Here is a 16,533-nt window from a genome sequence, read left to right as displayed (position 1 = left end):
TCTTTATCCTCAAATTTGATGCGGTCAAGGTACTAGACTGGGTTGAGTCATAAGTATGAGTAAACAAAGTATTTGCAGAAGTTAAAACCCCTCTTTTTCCACTTTTAGTAGACAAAGTAGCCCAAGCTGATACAGTGAAGGGATCATATGCGTCATTGTCCTCAAAACCAAATATTACAGTTCCATCCATACTTTTTGTTGCATCACTTAACCATGCATTACTCGAATTATTTGACACATAAGTAAAGATATCTTTATCCCAATTTATACTTAAAACGTCATAAGAAGCTGGATACTGTTCAAACCCACCAGAAGGACTATTTAAAGTTACAAAAATATAATTCGTAGTGAGTGTTCTATCGTTTTTATCATGCCAGATTGTTAAAGTATAATTTGTTGGAGCTGTTGACATAATGGAAATATCGGAACTATTATTTCCTTGCTGAATTACATTTCCGTTTTTATCCAGATTAACTACTTCTTTGCTAACTGTCGAGATTCCAGCTTCAAGATTCGTTTCAGGTTAACTACAAAAATCGCGATATACGAATGTTTGTTCTTTATTCAAGCGGAAAAAAGCCCCTGCTTTGGCAGAGGCTCCTTCACCGAGGCTTTCGAATTATGTGGATATCTTAGCATATTGGTGATAAGTTAGGAAGTGATTTTTATTACTCCTTTGTGCTTCCCGGACGCTTGTTTAGAGCAAGCTCGAATAACCCGGTCGCCGACAGCCCTGCCAGTGCCCCGGACCACAGCAGCAGCACCAGCTCCTGCAGTACCCCTTAATCTATGCCTCGGTCCTATAGATCTACGTCGCAGCTGCCACATCGACGGCATGAATGAAACGCCTGCTGCCACGGTAGAACGTTTATGCCTGCAATTCTAAATATTAAATGCCGAATATATAGCGTAAAAATAAGACGTTTCTAAAGGGGTATAAATACGTCAAAACCGCATTACAGTAGTATATGGGATAAAAAAGGAATAACGGGGAAATAATCGTCTGAATCTTCCTTCAGATTCTGCCTCGCGGCAGACACCCTTGCCTTTGGCTAACAGTTCCTACTGCCAAGCCTGTAGCGGACTTTCACCGCCAAGTTATCGCCCATGCCGGGCGCACACGCAGAAAGGGAAGCGGCTATGGACCGCTTCCCTTTCTGTTGCTGTAACTATATCCCAGATGCCAAAGAAAATGTGAATTGCGAACGATATCCACATGTAGCCCCGTTTAGGTTCCTGCCTCATATTTACTGCCCGAACCCGCGACACAATCTCGACCTTATCCGGTACTCGGAACGTGTAGCTCATCGGCAACTGGTACTGTCCCATACCCTCAACTCAGCTGCCCGTGCAACCTTACCGGTTCGGAGTTAAAGACATAGTTCCCCTTAGACGCAACATCCCCTTCTTGTCCGGCCAAAACCGTTGCATCGGCAATATCTCCATTACTTTTGAGAAAACCAAAGGGGCAAAATTAAGGTTCACTAATAAGAAAAGCGGAACAGAGCAACATTTAATATTGCTTTGTTCCGCATTATCTCGATACTTATGTTATTCTGATCTCAAATGTTTATATTTCCTTCGGTCCAACTAATTAAGAGAAAGCCGAGGACATGAATTCAATGTCCTCGACTAACATGTTTAACTAATTTTATATTTTTGAGTTATGACTGAAGCATTAAGCGAGAACCCTCTTTTGATCATTGTATCAGCTAGTGTTTTCTGAGTACCGCCGTCAGGATCACAAACAAGATATCTGTAAAAATCTGACGCCGAGGAATTCCAGCCGTCTACTAATACATAATGCGAGTTGCCATTTTGATATAGTCTTACTAGGCAAATATTGCCATTCCCAACTTCTTCAGATACGTCAGACGTTGTTGCAAGATTTACATTGATATTCTGGCTTCCTATTGTTGCTGTAAAGCTATTCCCAGTAAAATCAGCAGCGTTGTTTGTACCCCCTACAGTTGCTTGCACAACGGCATTGTAGGTATTGTCATTGCTATTGAACAAGCCACCTTTGTACAGAATAAACATGGCTAATGAACAAATCGTACATCCGTATTGCTTGATGGTTCCGCTTGCGGCTGTCTTTCCGCAATTTGCGTAGAAACTCGTGTCAGTAAAAGCAGAGATTGCAGTATTCGGGTATTTTATTGAAGAATCAGCTTGGTTAATCAAATTTGTTGAAGATAGTTTATGCGGCATTAGCCTGTCCTCCTAAAATAATTAGTACAAAATGAGATGCTTTTTTATAAAGGCGGCGCCAACCTTACTTTATACTATGTTTTAAGAGATTACTTACCTGTGGTACTGTCTTAAATTTAATAAAAAGGCATATCTCCGAAAATATTCACTCATTCCAACACTACAAAATTTCACTGGAACCTAAAAAACTCGCATCATTTATTCCTATTTCTTTGGTAGACTATCATCACAAGCAACCCCGTCTCGATAAATTAGGTCCTGCTTCCGGCATTTGAGATGCGATTGGCTTATTAGAATGGGCAAATGGCTGGAAGGCAGGAACAAAGAGTTGGTACCAAAATTGGTGACGCAAAAGAAATAAATAAAATATTAGGAAACTAGCGTAAAAATAAGACGTTTGTATAAGGGGTATAAATACTTCAAAATCGCATTGCAGAAGTATACGGGATATGAGAGGATTAATGGGGAAACAATGATCCAAATCTTGACAGGGTAGAGGCCATGGGTTCGATCCCCATCCGTCCTATACAATTATCCTTTAAAAAGCCCTTGATTTATAAGGGTTTTTCTTTTGACTGCTTATCGCCAGTTTTTTTGAAAAAGGTTGAAAATAGCGGATTGGGAACGAATTGAGGACGGAATTTCGCATGGATTTGCTCTATTGAGGGATTTGTTGGCTAGAAAAATAATTATACGCTAACAAGCCACTTTTCCAGCGAGCGGCTTTAGTGACCTGATTTCTTTCTTAAGTAAGAGCAGATGCATCAGCATTCCACAGGTTGTGCCACCCCCTCAGCAGGTATAAAATCGCAAACATTTTTGCACATATAATTATTTTTACTTTTATAAATCAAAATGTGGTATAGTAGGGCTAGAAAAGACGCACAATGCAAAGAGAGCCGTGCGGCTAACACGACTCTCCGGCGCAATATCCGCTTTTAAGGGCGGCGGCTTTAAGCAGGTTTCAACCGTGAAATAGGTCGGTTCCCCAGCCAAGGGCGGCCTATTTTTTTGTTTTGGCTAATCGCTACGACGATGGCCACAACCAACGTCAGCAGCGCGATAAGTAGCGCACCGAAGCCGATCATGAGCGTCAAAGCGTCCTTAACCTCCACAGGCATCACCTCCCTTCCGGAAGATGCGCCGACCGCCTTTGCAAGCCTTCTATTGCTTCAGCAATTATATCATGTCGATTGATATTCTGAATAGGCGAACACCGCTCCATATTTTACGTTCGCCTTCCCTATCCCGGTAATGCAGAACTGATGTGAATGGATTGCAAAGCGCGGTAACAGAACAGACGAGCAATCAAGAACCCTTATTTTACGCAATTTCTTGAAACTATAATAGAAGCAGTGATAAGCACCCAATGACTGTACAGGGCTGAAAATCATGAGTTCAATTCTTTAACATGGATGTTATCAGCGGTACCGGATGTTTGGTTCCATGCTCAAGTTTTTCGCCTGTGGGACCAAACCATTTTTTAGAAGCATTATTCGGAGCTCTCTCCCGATTCCGGTGGTCTGATAATAAGCCGTACTGTCGCGCATATCCCCCAATCTTCCATCACTTGTGTACCGAAAAACCATGTATTTATTGTGGTAAATCTCAAAAGAGCCTCCCGCTAGTTTTCTTTAATTTTAGTATCGAAATGCTTCGTCTTAATCCACCATAATCTCAACCGTTCGCTTCCCGCTTCACCACTGAGCTCTTAGGAACGGCGGCAGCCACGCCCTTTCTCGACTTCAGCAGAAAGGTCAACGGAATCGCAACAACGCCAATCAATGTAGCGGCCAGGAACACATCCTGCACGCCCATCGCCATGCCCTGAGCTTTTAGCAGAGAAGAGCCTTGCGCCCCTCCCCCAGCCAGCGCTTTCAGATGGGTCGCGGATCTCGCAGCCAGCATGGAGCTGAAGATCGCAATGGCCAGCGCTCCGGTGGCTTGGCGCACCCAGTTCGTTACGGATGAAGCATGGCCGGTATATTCCTTGGAGATGGTGGACATCCCCGCATTGGTAACCGGCATAAAAGCAAAGGAAATCCCCGCATAACGCAGCGTCATCCATGAGGCCACATAGACATGGGTAGCAGCCAGCGTAAGATGACTAAGCTCCCAAGTCGATACGACCAGCAGCAGAATACCGCTAAGAATAAGCCAGAACGGACCCACCTTGGTATACAGCTTACCAACCACCGGTGAAAGAAACGCCATCACCAGCGAGCCCGGAAGCAGCACAAGGGCGGTTAATAGCGGAGTAGACTGCTGAATATCCTGCAGAAAAATCGGAATCAAGAACGTTCCGGAATATAATGAGATGGTAATCGTGCAGTTGATGATTAAGCTGTACGTAAAGCGCTTTTGCCGGAATACCTTCAGATTAAGCAGCGGCTCCTTCAGAGAGAGCTCTTTGCGGATGAAATAGGTCAACATGGACGCCCCGACCACCAGTAAGGATAACGTCTGCCACGAAGTCCAGCCCCAGGAATTCCCTTCACTGAAAGCCAGGATTATGGACGCGCTGCTTAGAATAACGGTTACGAAGCCGGGCAAATCAAAGGTTTTGAGCTTGCCGGACTGGCGGTGATAGGGCAGACATTTAAGCGCTACAGTAATCGCAATGATTCCGATGGGCAGGTTGATAATAAACAGGGACTGCCAGCCGAAATACCCGGTCAGCCAGCCGCCAAGTGTAGGCCCGAATGCCGGGGCAAGCATGGCGGAAAGACTCCATAGGCTCATGGCGAAGGCCTGCCGTTCCTTTTCAATGAACTGATAGATCATCGTCATCGTCGTGGGAATGATTAGGCCGCCGAACATCCCCTGCAGGATGCGAAAGGCGATCAAAGAATGAATGCTCCAAGCGATCGTAGATAGCCCGGAAAAGAGGGTAAAGCCAGATAAAGCAAACAGATACAGGTACTTATAGCTCCACTTATCGCCAAAATAGCCGACGACCGGAGCGACAACCCCGGTTGCCAGCAGATAGCCGGTAATCATCCATTGAACGGAGCCAACCTCCGCATGAAAGTCCTTCATAAACACCGGAAAAGCTACATTAATCGTTGTAGAACTCAGGATGGATATGAAATTGCCAAAAAAAATCGCTAAAATAATGAGCCAGAAGGAAGAATTCCTGACGGTGTAATTATTCAATGCTTTCTCTCCTCTAAAAAATATAGGTGTATGATACAATTAATTTAATATAGGTGTATTATACAACTATTATGCTGAAAATCAATATTTCTTTTTTCACGTACTTTCATTTTGGGTTATGTATTTTCACTTGTGGCTGGGTATTTTCACTTATAATATGGAGAAGAGTATAAATTAAAGGACGGAAGAGCTATGAAAGATAAAAACTTGGATTTCATCAGCAATGAGATGATGACATTGATTCGCCGCGCCTCCCTGGACAAGAAGCATGGCGGGCTGGATCGTTCTAGCTATACCTTGTTGCATCATTTGGCCAACGACGGCAACATTGGGGTTAAGGTTCTGGCGGAAGGACTCGGCCTGGACACCTCCACGATCAGCAGACAGACAAGCGTCCTTGAACATAAAGGATACATAGAGCGAATACCTGATCCTCAGGACGGACGGTCGAGCTATTTTCAGATCACCGAGTCAGGCTCACGGAAGCTTGCCGAGGCGAGAAAAATCAGATTGGACCGATATGGGCAAATATTTAAAGACTGGTCGCCCCAGGAATGCCGGACTTTCGGGGACATGCTGGCGAGACTTAACCGTACACTTGATGAATAGCGCCGATTTCTGCCGCCTTTTGCATTAGCTGCACTGCATCCGTCAAACCGCCTGCTCCTCCAATTCGCTTGTCGCTTCTTCTACATTTCGTATGTAATTTAGCCTGTCCCGGTTGAGAAGCGGGTAATCGTACAGAAGGCCCTCGTAAACGATGTCGAATGCAGGATGGTGAAGAAAATCGTTAGGCGTCACAAGTGTGGATGGCCGGTCCCATAGGGAAAGTCCGCTTTTGCGCAGCGCTTCGGATACAAACTGGGAGCAAAAGTAAGCATTTTTCGTCTTAATGTCCAGGTTCATCAGCACGCCTAATAATCCGATCAGATTGTAGCGATAGACATGCTTCTCCTTCTGAAAAGACCGGACGGTCCGAATGGCAGCGTCACGCTGCTGCTTCGAAATCCGCAAACGGAGCAGTACGCAGTGAGTGCCGGGAAATTGACGAAAGGTTCCCTCATATATATCTTCCTCAACAAACCCTCCAGCCCAGGGCTTCCTTGGGCATTTGCGGCCAAAGCTGAACACATCATTCAGCTCCGCGTCGAGCGCCAGGGATGCATGGTTATAGGGAGCGGCCGTGAAGCTTTTGATCAATGTTGTGAACCATGTGCCCGTATCGGTCAACAACACATAAATGCTGCTCTCGGAATCATTGTCTCCTGTATTGTAGATCATTGTGTTCACCCCACTGCCAAAAAATTTTACCAAGCTGCTTAATGAAACAATATCTTCTAAAAACAGGATAGCAAATGACGAAATTAGCCGTAACTGTCCGGAGTTTAGTTTCGTTCTGGACTTTGGTCGTGGCACATTATTCGGCTATCGGCTGGGAATGGACGGCTAACGGTCAAGGGAGATCAATGAAGGAGTCAAGATGAGAGAAATGGGGACGAAAAAAGCGCCCGCACAGCGGACGCTCAAACGTTAGTCTGGTATATTCAGGTTACTCCTCAAACCTCACAAATTCATCGGCATTAGCCCGGATATGGGCGGCGATCGTCTTCAAACTTGCCGTTGAAACCAGCTGAAACCGCCGGTATAACCGCTCCACCTCGGCATTCAATTCCTTATCATGATCAAGGTCCGTAATTACGGCGTCCTTCCACTCCAAGCCTAGCCTGCGGTTTCGGGTCTCCAGAACCTCTTTCGTTTCTTCCAGGAGATGGGACATCTCCATATCGCCAAAAAAGCCTAATCCATTCATTACCCCGGACCACATGTCCGGATTCTGCAGCAGATGGGTGATCCAGCCATAATACTCCATATCCGAATGCTTCGCGTGGTCGTAAAAGACTCTGAACATGCACAGCGCCCGCTGTCCCTCGGAAAGACCGGAGATAACCCTGGCCTTCACCGCCATATCCTTGGCTCGGATTTGACTGAAGGTCGGCTCCATGCACGCCCTGCCCAGTCTTTCATCCTCCAGCGAATCGAATTCACGCTTGTTCATTACCGCTAATGCCATAACATCCCTCCTTTCCATATCGTACCACATATTTCTAAATCACGACTTACAATAAATACTCCAGTTCAAGTTCATGGCGCACCGGAATGCCGTCATATCCGATCAGGGGAATCGACGGCTTCAGCTTGCGCGCCTCGGTTATGGCGCCCCGGTGAACGGCCTTGAAATCGAACCCTCTTTTCTGATAAAAGCGGATGGCCTTCGTATTGTCATTGGACGTAATGAGCCAAACTCTGGCGCATCCTTCCGCCCGGGCGCGTGTAATCACCGCCTCGATAAGCCGGGTGCCGGCGCCCTGGTTCTCCGCTCTGCTCTCCAGCGAGACGATCTCGCACTCCCCGTTCAGCACAGTGTAGAAGATTGCCCCCAACAGGTTCCCTTCCGTATCTTCCACGCAGCAGCCGGGCAGTTCCTCCAGTTGGTAGACTTTCCCCCGGGATACCATCAGCGGACCGGCAAGGTTGGCAGCTTCCTTCCTAGCCCGCGCATCTATATGTTTTATCAGCATCAAGCATACCTCCCGTCAAATTGAATTCCTCTTCATCTTCTGGGCTATCCATTGTGTTCCAATCCCCATAGACACCAAGACGACAAGGCACATAACAATCCAGCCTACCAAAGGGATATTCGCGAACGCGGTTATGATCGACGCGCCGATAAGCACTTTCACCCAATCGGAACTTTGTGCCGGTCCACGAAACCATTCCCCAATGCGAGAACTCATCACCGTGATGCCCGCAGCAACGATGACGAGCACAGCTAACAGAATAAGGATTAAGATCGGAATGCCGACAACCGTGACGAGCAGCAGCGCGCTCAGCGCCGTGATCATCAAGCCGCTTAGGAAACCAATGTAAAGCAATCGTCCGATGGATTCACGCTGGTACCGGTCAGTGAAGGCGGCTATTTTCGTTTTTCCGATAATTCTAATGAGTACTGGCACAAGAATCATCAGCAGACTGCCGGCGAGCTGCAGCACCCACAACCCCAGCACAAGTCCGCCGCCAATCAGCAGGCTATTTTGCGTTGCGTTATCAAGTGAAATAGTATATACATCGTCACCCAATACAGCTTTCGGGTCCTGGTGTACCCGTCCCCCAACTACAACGACAACGCCTTTTACATTGGCGGTGCTGCCAAGACGAAGACTGCCATTAACAACGACAACCACACCGTTCACTTGGCCCAACACATCAGCATCGCCCCCGACAACATATACGTCGTCGACGGTCTGCCCTGCGGGTACGGTTGTATTTTGATGCTCGAAGATACTCTGCGCCGATGCCAGGCCAGGGATGAGGAACATCAGGAGGATGAAACAGCTTAATGTGTAAAAAATCTTATTCAATACGTTCATCCCTTTCAATTGGCTGTCGTTTGCAGCAGTCTCCTGAGCGAGTATGCGGATACCGCAAGGATAACTGATGAGAGTACAACCGTCAGCCCGGTTAACACGGGTACACTGAGGATGAAATGCGACGCCGCATAGACCATAGCTGCCGTGAGTTTCAATAATCCATGAATCAGCTTTACTAATACTGATCCGCTCAGGAACCAAAAGATGCCAAATGTCAACACCATCATAAGAAAACCAAATGCCCAGCCCTTTTCAGCAGCTGTCGGTATTTTTTCTTCTGAAATGGACTGAAGAACCCGGACCTCTAAATGAGCCGGCTCCTGAATCTGGCGGAATGTCTGCGCAAGCTCGCTTTGCATGACTAATAGGTCTTCCAGAAGCGCCTGACAGGACTCGCATTCCTCAATATGGTCTTCCACACGCTGCCTTTCTTCAGCATTCAACTCGTCATCGAGATAAGCCGACAATTGATCCTCCGGATGTTCGATCATCCTCGGTCCTCCTTTCCTAATTCCTTGCGCAGCGCCATTCGGGCGGCAAACAGCCGGGATTTCACCGTCCCAAGAGGGACTTCAAGGATATCGGCTATTTCTTCATAACGGTACCCCTGCACTTCATGCAGCAGCAGGATTTCCCGATGATCGACAGTAAGCCTTGCCATAGCTTCCTCAATAGACAGCTTCTCCAGAGGGTCGGGCAAATGTCGATCCGCTATCGCTTCATCGGGCTCATCACGGAGCCGCTGTTCTTTGGCGCGTTTTTTCAATCGATCCTTGCACAGGTTAGAGACAATTCGAATGATCCACGACGAGAACGCATACTCATTGTCCAGGCCGGATAATGAATAATACACTTTAATGAACGCCTCCTGAGAGACGTCTTCCGCGTCCATCCGGTCGCCCAGCATACCGGCAGCATATCGATATACATGGCCTTTATAACGGTTTACTAGCTGCGCGAATGCTTCTTTATCACCACGCCTAGCCCGATGAATGATATGATTTAGTTCCTCGTCTACCACTCGCGCCCTCAACTCCTACCAGAACGGAAGCTTTCACACCATCATGCCTGTTGTGTCACCACATCACATTATATAACAAGATGCCAATACCCCATATCGCACCAGTAATAGCCTCAAATCAGGCAGTAATGGCTTCGTTCTTCCGCAGCAGTCTTAAGACCTCAAGCAGAATGATGTTTAAGCTGATCCACACCCCGCCGAATACATATCCTGCCGCGACATCGCTTGGAAATTGCACGTTAAAATAAACGCGGCTGATCCCGACAAGCAGGCACAATAGAATAACAGTTAAAGTTACCGAAATTCGGATCAAGCTCTCACTATAATGCCGAAGCAGTAAAAATGCGGAGAAGCCGCATACGGTTAAAGAAGTAAGCGTTTCTTCACTAGGAAAAGTATTAAACACTTGAACCCCGGCTGCAACAGGCCCAGGACGATGAAACAGCATGCGCAGCCCTGCATCAAGCAGTTCCCCTCCAAGCACAACCCAGAGCAAAAAGGAAAGCTCCAGCAGCCGGTCACGGCCCTTGAGAACGACCCAAAGAGCGGTTAACACGATAAGAGGCCCGTAAAAATATAAGGAGCCCAGCTTGGCAAAGCCATTCATTGCATCCTGCCATTCGGATCCAAATACGGTGTGAACGACGTACGAGGCAACCTCGTCGAATTGACTGAACTCCTGCGCCAAAAAATCCTGAATCAGCCCCAGCATCAGAGAGACGAATACGACTAATGCCATAAACGAAGACAGCACCAGAAATCTGACTTTGCCCAATGAGTTGAAATGGCGTACTCCTTGGTTCAACAGGGTCATAAGCGATGCAAGAATACGCCGTTTGTGCTTCCGGTAGAGATAGACCAGCAGGGACAACAAAGCCGAGGCAACCCCAAAGATGATCATATAGCGGTTCACTGTTCGATGATAGGCTTCCCATTTCGGCCCCAGCACTCTGCCGAGTGAAATGAATAAGCTGATCCAAAAAATCGCGCCGGAATATGCGTAGACGGCATAGCGGCGGAAGGGCATGCGGGTTACCCCGCAGAAGTATCCTGTTATATGCCTGACACCGGGTATGAAAAAAGCGATGAACAACAGCTTATCGCCATATTTCTCAAACCATAAGGATATGCGGTTCAGCTTCTCCTCGCCCAGATGAATACGATGCCCATATTTGACGACGAACGGTTTGCCCAGCCGGTAACCGATCCAGTAGGAGAGCGTAACGCCGGCTGTGGCGCCGGCGCTCGCTGATAGAATACTGAGCAGCCCATTCAATTTTCCTTCATAAACAAATAAGCCTGTATAACTCATCAGCATCTCGCCAGGAAGGGGTAAGGCGAGCATTTCAAAGAATAAGGCCAATAGAATCAGTCCGTATCCGTAATGTTCAAGCCATGTTGTCAAAGTGTTCAACGAGAACCCTCCTCTTCCTTTAATTTTAACCGTTTCGCACCGCTTTCCCCTGCATCCATTCGTAAATAATTGGAATCATCACAAAGCTGTTCAATGTGGAGGTGATCATGCCGCCAATCACCACGATCCCAAGCACTTGTGAAATGACGGTATCGGCGCTATGGGATAACGCAAGCGGAATCAGCGTAAGCACCGTCGTGCCTGCAGTCATAAAAATGGGCCGAACCCGCGAGAGACTGCCCTGCACCACGGCTCCCCGAAGGCTTAATCCCTCTTTGCGATTGCGTTCGATCTTATCAATCAAGACGATCCCATTGGTAACCACGATGCCTGTAAGCATCAACACCCCGATGAATGCGGCGAGATTCCACTGGCCATGGATCGCGTATAACGCGAGCACAACACCGGATAAGGCAAGGGGAATGCTGATCAATACCGCAAATGGCGCTTTCCATCCTTTGAATACGAAGCTTGTAATGAGCAGGACGAGCAATATGGATACAACGACCGCAATCGATATCTCAACAATCATCTGCGTAACCTGCTCAGTAATACCGCCCAGCGAATACGTCACTCCGGCTGGAAGCTGTATGTCTTTTAAAGTCTGATCTACGGCGCTTGACACCTTGCTTAGATCACTGGAGGTGATTTGCGCAGCCACGACGGAGAAGGGCTGACCGTCACGCTCTTGAATGGAAGACACGGCAGCACTTTTATGAATGGATGCCAATTGATCCAGACGATAGGACTGGCCACCCCTGCCGGTGATGGTCTCGGCCGCAAGCGAGGCCAGTACTTGTTCCGGCGAATAAACAGGCAGCGGCTTATCGTTTACCGCACCTGCCCTGACAGAATCGATATATACATCGACGGGAATCGTACCGGACCCTGTGGACGTTGAAATGTCAAAGTCTTTTCCTTTTGCCATGTAACGGGCTAACAGCTTATTGATATCGTCCGGCTTGATTCCAGCCTTGGCGACCTTCTCCTTGTCAATGGTTATAGCATACTTAGGAATTCCGTTCGTCAGATCTGTCTTCCCTGCCACGCTTAGACCTTCAATATCAGCCAGTTTCGTGCGTACAAGCTGGGCGGCGTTCTCCAATGTTGGTTGATTCGCGCCGGTTAGCATGATTTTGATCGTTGAATCATCGCCTGCGATGTTTTGATTGGTTACCGTAATGGCAGCGCGGTTTGAAACTTTGTCTAAATCAGACTGCAAAGCCGGTATGAACGCATTCACTTCTTTTAGATTTTTCAATTGGATGGACAGGTTGGCTACGTTCGGCTGCTGAATGAACCCTCCGCCCTGGTCGAATACATCATCTGCCTGCGGCGTAAACGAAGACCCGAAGGTCGCTGAATATGCAGCAATTTTGATGTTGCTATGCAGAACAGCTTCCACTTTCCTTACTTCCTTGTCCACTTCAGACAGCGGCGTTCCCTTCGGAAGCTCCACTTTTACAGCAACCTGGCCGCCCGCCGTACTGGGCAGAAGACTAAATGGAAGCTGCGATGCGAACAGCGCGGCGGCAGCAAATAGAATCAGCGAGATACTAGCCACCGTCTTTTTATGCTTCAGCGCCGACTGAAGAAGGGGCTTCATTAAAGGTTCGAGCGTCACCGCTTCAGCCTTAGGCTCTCTCCAGCCCATAAATGCAAATGCCGGAATCACCAGCATAGCGACGAAGAACGATACCAGAAGCGCGATGACAACCGACCAGGCAAAGCCCGCATACGACGCGCCAATAATGCCGCCAACTAGGGCAATCGGAACATAGACGGCGACTGTCGTCGCGGTGGAAGCGAAAATGGCCGGCAGCATCTCTACGACCGCAGAAGCCAGCACATTCAAGACCGGATTTCCTTTATTTTCCTGAACCCGCCGATACATGTTGTCCAAGATGACGATCGCGTCATCCACAATTCGGCCCATAGCCACGATTAATCCGGAAACGGTCAATATGTTTAATGTGACGCCTATTGATTTCAGAATAGCTGTTGTTGCCAGCAGGGAAATGGGAAGCGTCACGGCGATCAAGAGTGTTGAACGCACATTTCTGAAAAAGAACAGAACGCAGAGCATGGAGAACACACAGCCCAGTAAACCCTCGCGAACAAGCCCCTTCAGAGAACTGTTCAGATCATGCGCACGGTCGGTCAGCAGAGTCATAGACAGGTCGCCGCTGCGAAGCGCAGCAATGCCGGAGACGCGTTCCTTTACATGCTGCGCGACATCCGTAATGTTTGCCGCAGGTGTCTTGATGACGTTAATTATAACGCTTGCCCGGCCATTGGTTCTGGAGACCGTCTTCACATCGGTCAGTGATTGAGATACCGACGCAACGGCCGATAAAGGCACGCTATGACCGTCTTTGTTCTTGATGACCAGATTGTTCAGCTGCTGCCCGGCAAGGTCCCAGCCCTCCACTCTGACGGGAAAAGGGGCTTTAACATTCGCAATATTCCCCTGCAGGCTGGGCACATCCGCCGTAATGGATTTATTAAAATCGTCCACCGTCAGGCCGTTAGCCGCCAGATCCTTCATACGAAGAACAACGACGTATCCCCTGTTGGCTCCGCCAACGGTTTGGACATCCGCCACACCAGGGACGGATTTTAGCTGCTTGACGATGTCTGTTTGCAGGGTAGATTGCAGGGTCAGATCATCCACCTGGTTATTTTTTGCAGTCAGACTGTAACTCAGAATGGGAAACGTGCTCGATGTTAATCTTGTTACTACAGGCTTGTTAACCCCATCCGGCAATGCCGCATCGTTTAACGCTTGTTTAACTAGGTTCTCCGCTTTTTCCATATCGTAATCCATCGGGTAATAGAGATTCATCAGCAGCCCGCCATCGTACGAGGTCGTCTCAAGGCTGGTTAACCCGCCGGTCTTACGGATCGCGTCTTCCAAAGGCGTTGTGATGTCTCTTTTCATTTGATCCGCTTGGTAGGACGATGCGCGCAGGGACACCATTAAAGTGGTGTTATTGATGCCGGGAAGGTAGTCTCTCTGCATTTGGAAGGCCGAAACCGCTCCCCACGCTAATAGCAGTACGACACACACTAGAATAATCGTCGCCCGCTGCATTACCGCTTCAATCATTCGCTTCATTTCGAAGTCCCCTCTCAAGTTCTATATAGGGAAAGACTTCGTACACCGCCTGTTTGTTCATTGCCTGAGATTTATTTTTTCGCTGAGTACTCTTCCATCCAAAAAATCCCGCTTGCATAACGAACTGGCGTTCGGTATATAATAGAAAATACGAATATGTGTTCTCCTTATGGTGGTGTAATTATGGATATGAATTCAAGAATTGAAACAGAAGAGGACTTTCAAGTCATCAAGGAGTACACGTTGCTGCCGATTTTGCTGGATATGCTGGCAAGAGATATGAATGAGCTGAAGAAGTACAGAGATAAAATCATTTATAATCATGTCCTTATGTATCTGAAAGAAATTGAACATGCGGTTTATCCCGAGCTGCAGAATGCCAAGAGAAAGATGAGGACACGGGATATCCGGATTTTGAACACCGAAATGAATGCACAGGGCATCCATGTCGAGTATAAAGTTCGCGGGTATATCCACCACTTCACGATGCTGCGGAGTTTGGTTAAGGCAGAGCTGATGACCATGCTGATGAATATGCGGAGGCGGTTAGGTTGAGCGAGAAACATGAACGGATTATATTTCTGGCGGATTGCCAAAGCTTCTATGCAAGTGTTGAAAAAGCCGATCACCCGGAATGTAAGGATAAGCCCGTTGCTGTAGCAGGCGATCCTGCCCGCAGATCCGGCATCATTTTAGCGGCCTGTCCGATTGCAAAAGAATATGGAGTCACTACCGCAGAGCGTCTCGGAGAGGCTTTACATAAATGTCCCGATCTCGTCGTCATCCGTCCCCGGATGCAGCATTATATTGATATCTCCCTGATGATTACGAAGATTTATGAGGAGTTTACGGACCTTGTTGAAATATTTAGTATTGACGAGCAGTTTTTGGACATTACGGCAAGCCTGCCTATCTTCGGTGATCCTATAACGATTGCCAAATCCATTCAGCAAAAGGTTCTAAGTCAGACCGGAGTACGGGTCAGGATCGGCATAAGCTCCAATAAAATCCTTGCTAAAATCGCAACGGATATTTGGGCGAAGAAGAATGAAAGTGGCATCTTTACTTTGCCTGAGTCCGAAATCGAAACCCTTCTGTGGCCGCAGCCGGTCCATAAAATGTTCGGCGTCGGTTCGCGTATGACCGCACATTTTACCCGTCTTGGAATGGATACAATCGGAGATATCGCCAGAACGCCCCTATCGCTTCTAAAAGATAAATTTCGCGCCCGCTTCGGCAAGCAATCGGATATTCATGCGGAGGTGATGTGGCGGACGGCGAACGGTCTGGATAATAGTCCGGTTAAACCCGGAACCTTTGTTACACCGCCCAAATCAGTCGGGCATATGATGACTCTACCCAGAGATTATGCCGAGTCGCGGGAAGTCGATACGGTGTTGCTCGAGCTCACTGAGGAGGTATGCCGTGACTGCCGCCGCAAAGGATATATGGGCTCTGTCGTAAGCGTCAGTTGTATGTGCAGCCCCTATGAATCACCGACCGGATTTTCGCGCCAAATGAAGATGCAGGACCCTACGAACCACACGAATACCGTAATTAAAACCGTAAGAATGCTGTTTTATAAATACTGGGATCAAATGCCCGTCCGCCGTGTCGGTGTGACCTTAAGCCATCTCGTGGATGACCAGACTTATCAGCTCACTCTCTTCGAGGATCAGGTAAAGCACAGGGCCTTGGATGAAGCTACGGACAGCATAAAAAGTCGATACGGCAGCGACGCGATTATAAGAGCCTCATCCCTTACCGATGCAGGGCAAGCAAAGGACAGGTCGCAAAAAATCGGCGGGCACTATAAATAACGGATTCATATTTTGGCGCTTGATCTTTTGGCCCGATGCAGGCACAATCAAATATATAACACTCAAGGGGAGGATTACGAAGGTTTGAACAATGCCGAATCGGGGACGACCTATGAAATTATAGATTTATGCCTGCTGGCCGGAAAAATCATGCTCCAAAACGGCGCGGAGACTTACCGCGTGGAGGATACGATGACGCGCATGGCCGCTGCTCTCGGATTCCCGGGGGCGCACAGCTACGTAACGCCGACCGTCATCATGTTTACGACCAGCCGGACGGAACAGCCCAAGCTGTTCCGCATCGAGGAGCGTACGACCGATCTGCAAAAGGTTGCGGAGGTCAACGACATTTCGCGCTGCCTCAG

Annotated in this window: 15 protein-coding genes and 2 pseudogenes; 4 read left to right on the top strand and 13 right to left on the bottom strand. The window is 48.0% G+C overall.

The genetic code is table 11. The features are described 5' to 3' along the window. The 5 genes and pseudogenes from L691_RS31745 to L691_RS0102720 form a co-directional block, all read right to left on the bottom strand. Positions 1-412, bottom strand: a 412-nt coding sequence (locus L691_RS31745) for a hypothetical protein (RefSeq protein WP_156934140.1), incomplete at its 3' end; no start/stop codon positions are given. A gap of 256 nt (positions 413-668) precedes the next feature. Then, positions 669-770, bottom strand: a pseudogene (locus tag L691_RS27635) (holin); the annotation flags it as partial. An 871-nt stretch (positions 771-1,641) separates the two neighbouring features. After that, positions 1,642-2,211 carry a hypothetical protein gene (locus tag L691_RS0102735; protein ID WP_025688627.1) on the bottom strand — a complete coding sequence of 190 codons (570 nt, stop codon included), beginning with the start codon at positions 2,209-2,211 and terminating at the stop codon, positions 1,642-1,644. 1,007 nt (positions 2,212-3,218) lie between these two features. After that, positions 3,219-3,326, bottom strand: a pseudogene (locus tag L691_RS31740) (putative holin-like toxin); the annotation flags it as partial. Positions 3,327-3,888: 562 nt separating this feature from the next. Continuing rightward, positions 3,889-5,367, bottom strand: coding sequence for an MDR family MFS transporter (locus L691_RS0102720; RefSeq protein ID WP_025688626.1), 1,479 nt, complete (start codon positions 5,365-5,367; stop codon positions 3,889-3,891). Positions 5,368-5,559: 192 nt separating this feature from the next. On the opposite strand from L691_RS0102720, the gene L691_RS0102715 reads away from it, so the two are divergent. Continuing rightward, a complete protein-coding gene (locus L691_RS0102715) occupies positions 5,560-5,976 on the top strand; it encodes a MarR family winged helix-turn-helix transcriptional regulator (RefSeq protein ID WP_025688624.1) in 417 nt (138 codons plus the stop codon). A gap of 42 nt (positions 5,977-6,018) precedes the next feature. Here L691_RS0102715 and L691_RS0102710 read toward each other — a convergent pair whose 3' ends face one another. The 8 genes from L691_RS0102710 to L691_RS0102675 form a co-directional block, all read right to left on the bottom strand. Beyond that, positions 6,019-6,648 carry a C40 family peptidase gene (locus L691_RS0102710; protein ID WP_025688623.1) on the bottom strand — a complete coding sequence of 210 codons (630 nt, stop codon included), beginning with the start codon at positions 6,646-6,648 and terminating at the stop codon, positions 6,019-6,021. Positions 6,649-6,916: 268 nt separating this feature from the next. Beyond that, positions 6,917-7,438, bottom strand: a complete 522-nt coding sequence (locus L691_RS0102705; RefSeq protein ID WP_025688622.1) for a hypothetical protein — start codon at positions 7,436-7,438, stop codon at positions 6,917-6,919. A gap of 46 nt (positions 7,439-7,484) precedes the next feature. Continuing rightward, on the bottom strand, positions 7,485-7,946 hold the full coding sequence (locus tag L691_RS0102700; RefSeq protein ID WP_051459280.1) for a GNAT family N-acetyltransferase: 462 nt from the start codon (positions 7,944-7,946) through the stop codon (positions 7,485-7,487). Between the two features lie 15 nt (positions 7,947-7,961). After that, positions 7,962-8,786, bottom strand: coding sequence for a hypothetical protein (locus L691_RS0102695; RefSeq protein ID WP_156934138.1), 825 nt, complete (start codon positions 8,784-8,786; stop codon positions 7,962-7,964). A 14-nt stretch (positions 8,787-8,800) separates the two neighbouring features. Continuing rightward, the gene (locus L691_RS30455) at positions 8,801-9,286 is read right to left on the bottom strand and encodes an anti-sigma factor family protein (protein ID WP_025688618.1); all 486 of its coding nucleotides are present in this window, start codon (positions 9,284-9,286) and stop codon (positions 8,801-8,803) included. Further along, positions 9,283-9,816: an RNA polymerase sigma factor gene (locus L691_RS0102685; protein ID WP_025688617.1), complete on the bottom strand. Its 534-nt coding sequence runs from the start codon at positions 9,814-9,816 to the stop codon at positions 9,283-9,285. The genes L691_RS30455 and L691_RS0102685 overlap by 4 nt, the downstream gene beginning before the upstream one ends. Positions 9,817-9,934: 118 nt before the next feature. Beyond that, positions 9,935-11,230 (bottom strand): bifunctional DedA family/phosphatase PAP2 family protein, encoded by a 1,296-nt coding sequence (locus L691_RS0102680; RefSeq protein ID WP_025688616.1) that lies wholly within the window; start codon positions 11,228-11,230, stop codon positions 9,935-9,937. A gap of 25 nt (positions 11,231-11,255) precedes the next feature. Further along, on the bottom strand, positions 11,256-14,348 hold the full coding sequence (locus L691_RS0102675; RefSeq protein WP_025688615.1) for an efflux RND transporter permease subunit: 3,093 nt from the start codon (positions 14,346-14,348) through the stop codon (positions 11,256-11,258). Positions 14,349-14,531: 183 nt separating this feature from the next. On the opposite strand from L691_RS0102675, the gene L691_RS0102670 reads away from it, so the two are divergent. The 3 genes from L691_RS0102670 to L691_RS0102660 all read left to right on the top strand — a co-directional run. Further along, entirely contained in the window at positions 14,532-14,903 is a 372-nt protein-coding gene (locus tag L691_RS0102670) for a hypothetical protein (RefSeq protein ID WP_025688614.1), read from the top strand. Further along, positions 14,900-16,168 carry a DNA polymerase IV gene (locus L691_RS0102665; protein WP_025688612.1) on the top strand — a complete coding sequence of 423 codons (1,269 nt, stop codon included), beginning with the start codon at positions 14,900-14,902 and terminating at the stop codon, positions 16,166-16,168. The genes L691_RS0102670 and L691_RS0102665 overlap by 4 nt, the downstream gene beginning before the upstream one ends. A 150-nt stretch (positions 16,169-16,318) precedes the next feature. Beyond that, the coding region (locus tag L691_RS0102660) for a threonine/serine exporter family protein (RefSeq protein WP_198022963.1) at positions 16,319-16,533 on the top strand (215 nt) is incomplete at its 3' end.

The organism is Paenibacillus zanthoxyli JH29 (assembly GCF_000520715.1).
GTDB classification, from domain to species: domain Bacteria; phylum Bacillota; class Bacilli; order Paenibacillales; family Paenibacillaceae; genus Paenibacillus_AQ; species Paenibacillus_AQ zanthoxyli.
Note: the sequence above shows the minus strand (reverse complement) of the source record. Positions and strands in the feature narration are given on the sequence as shown.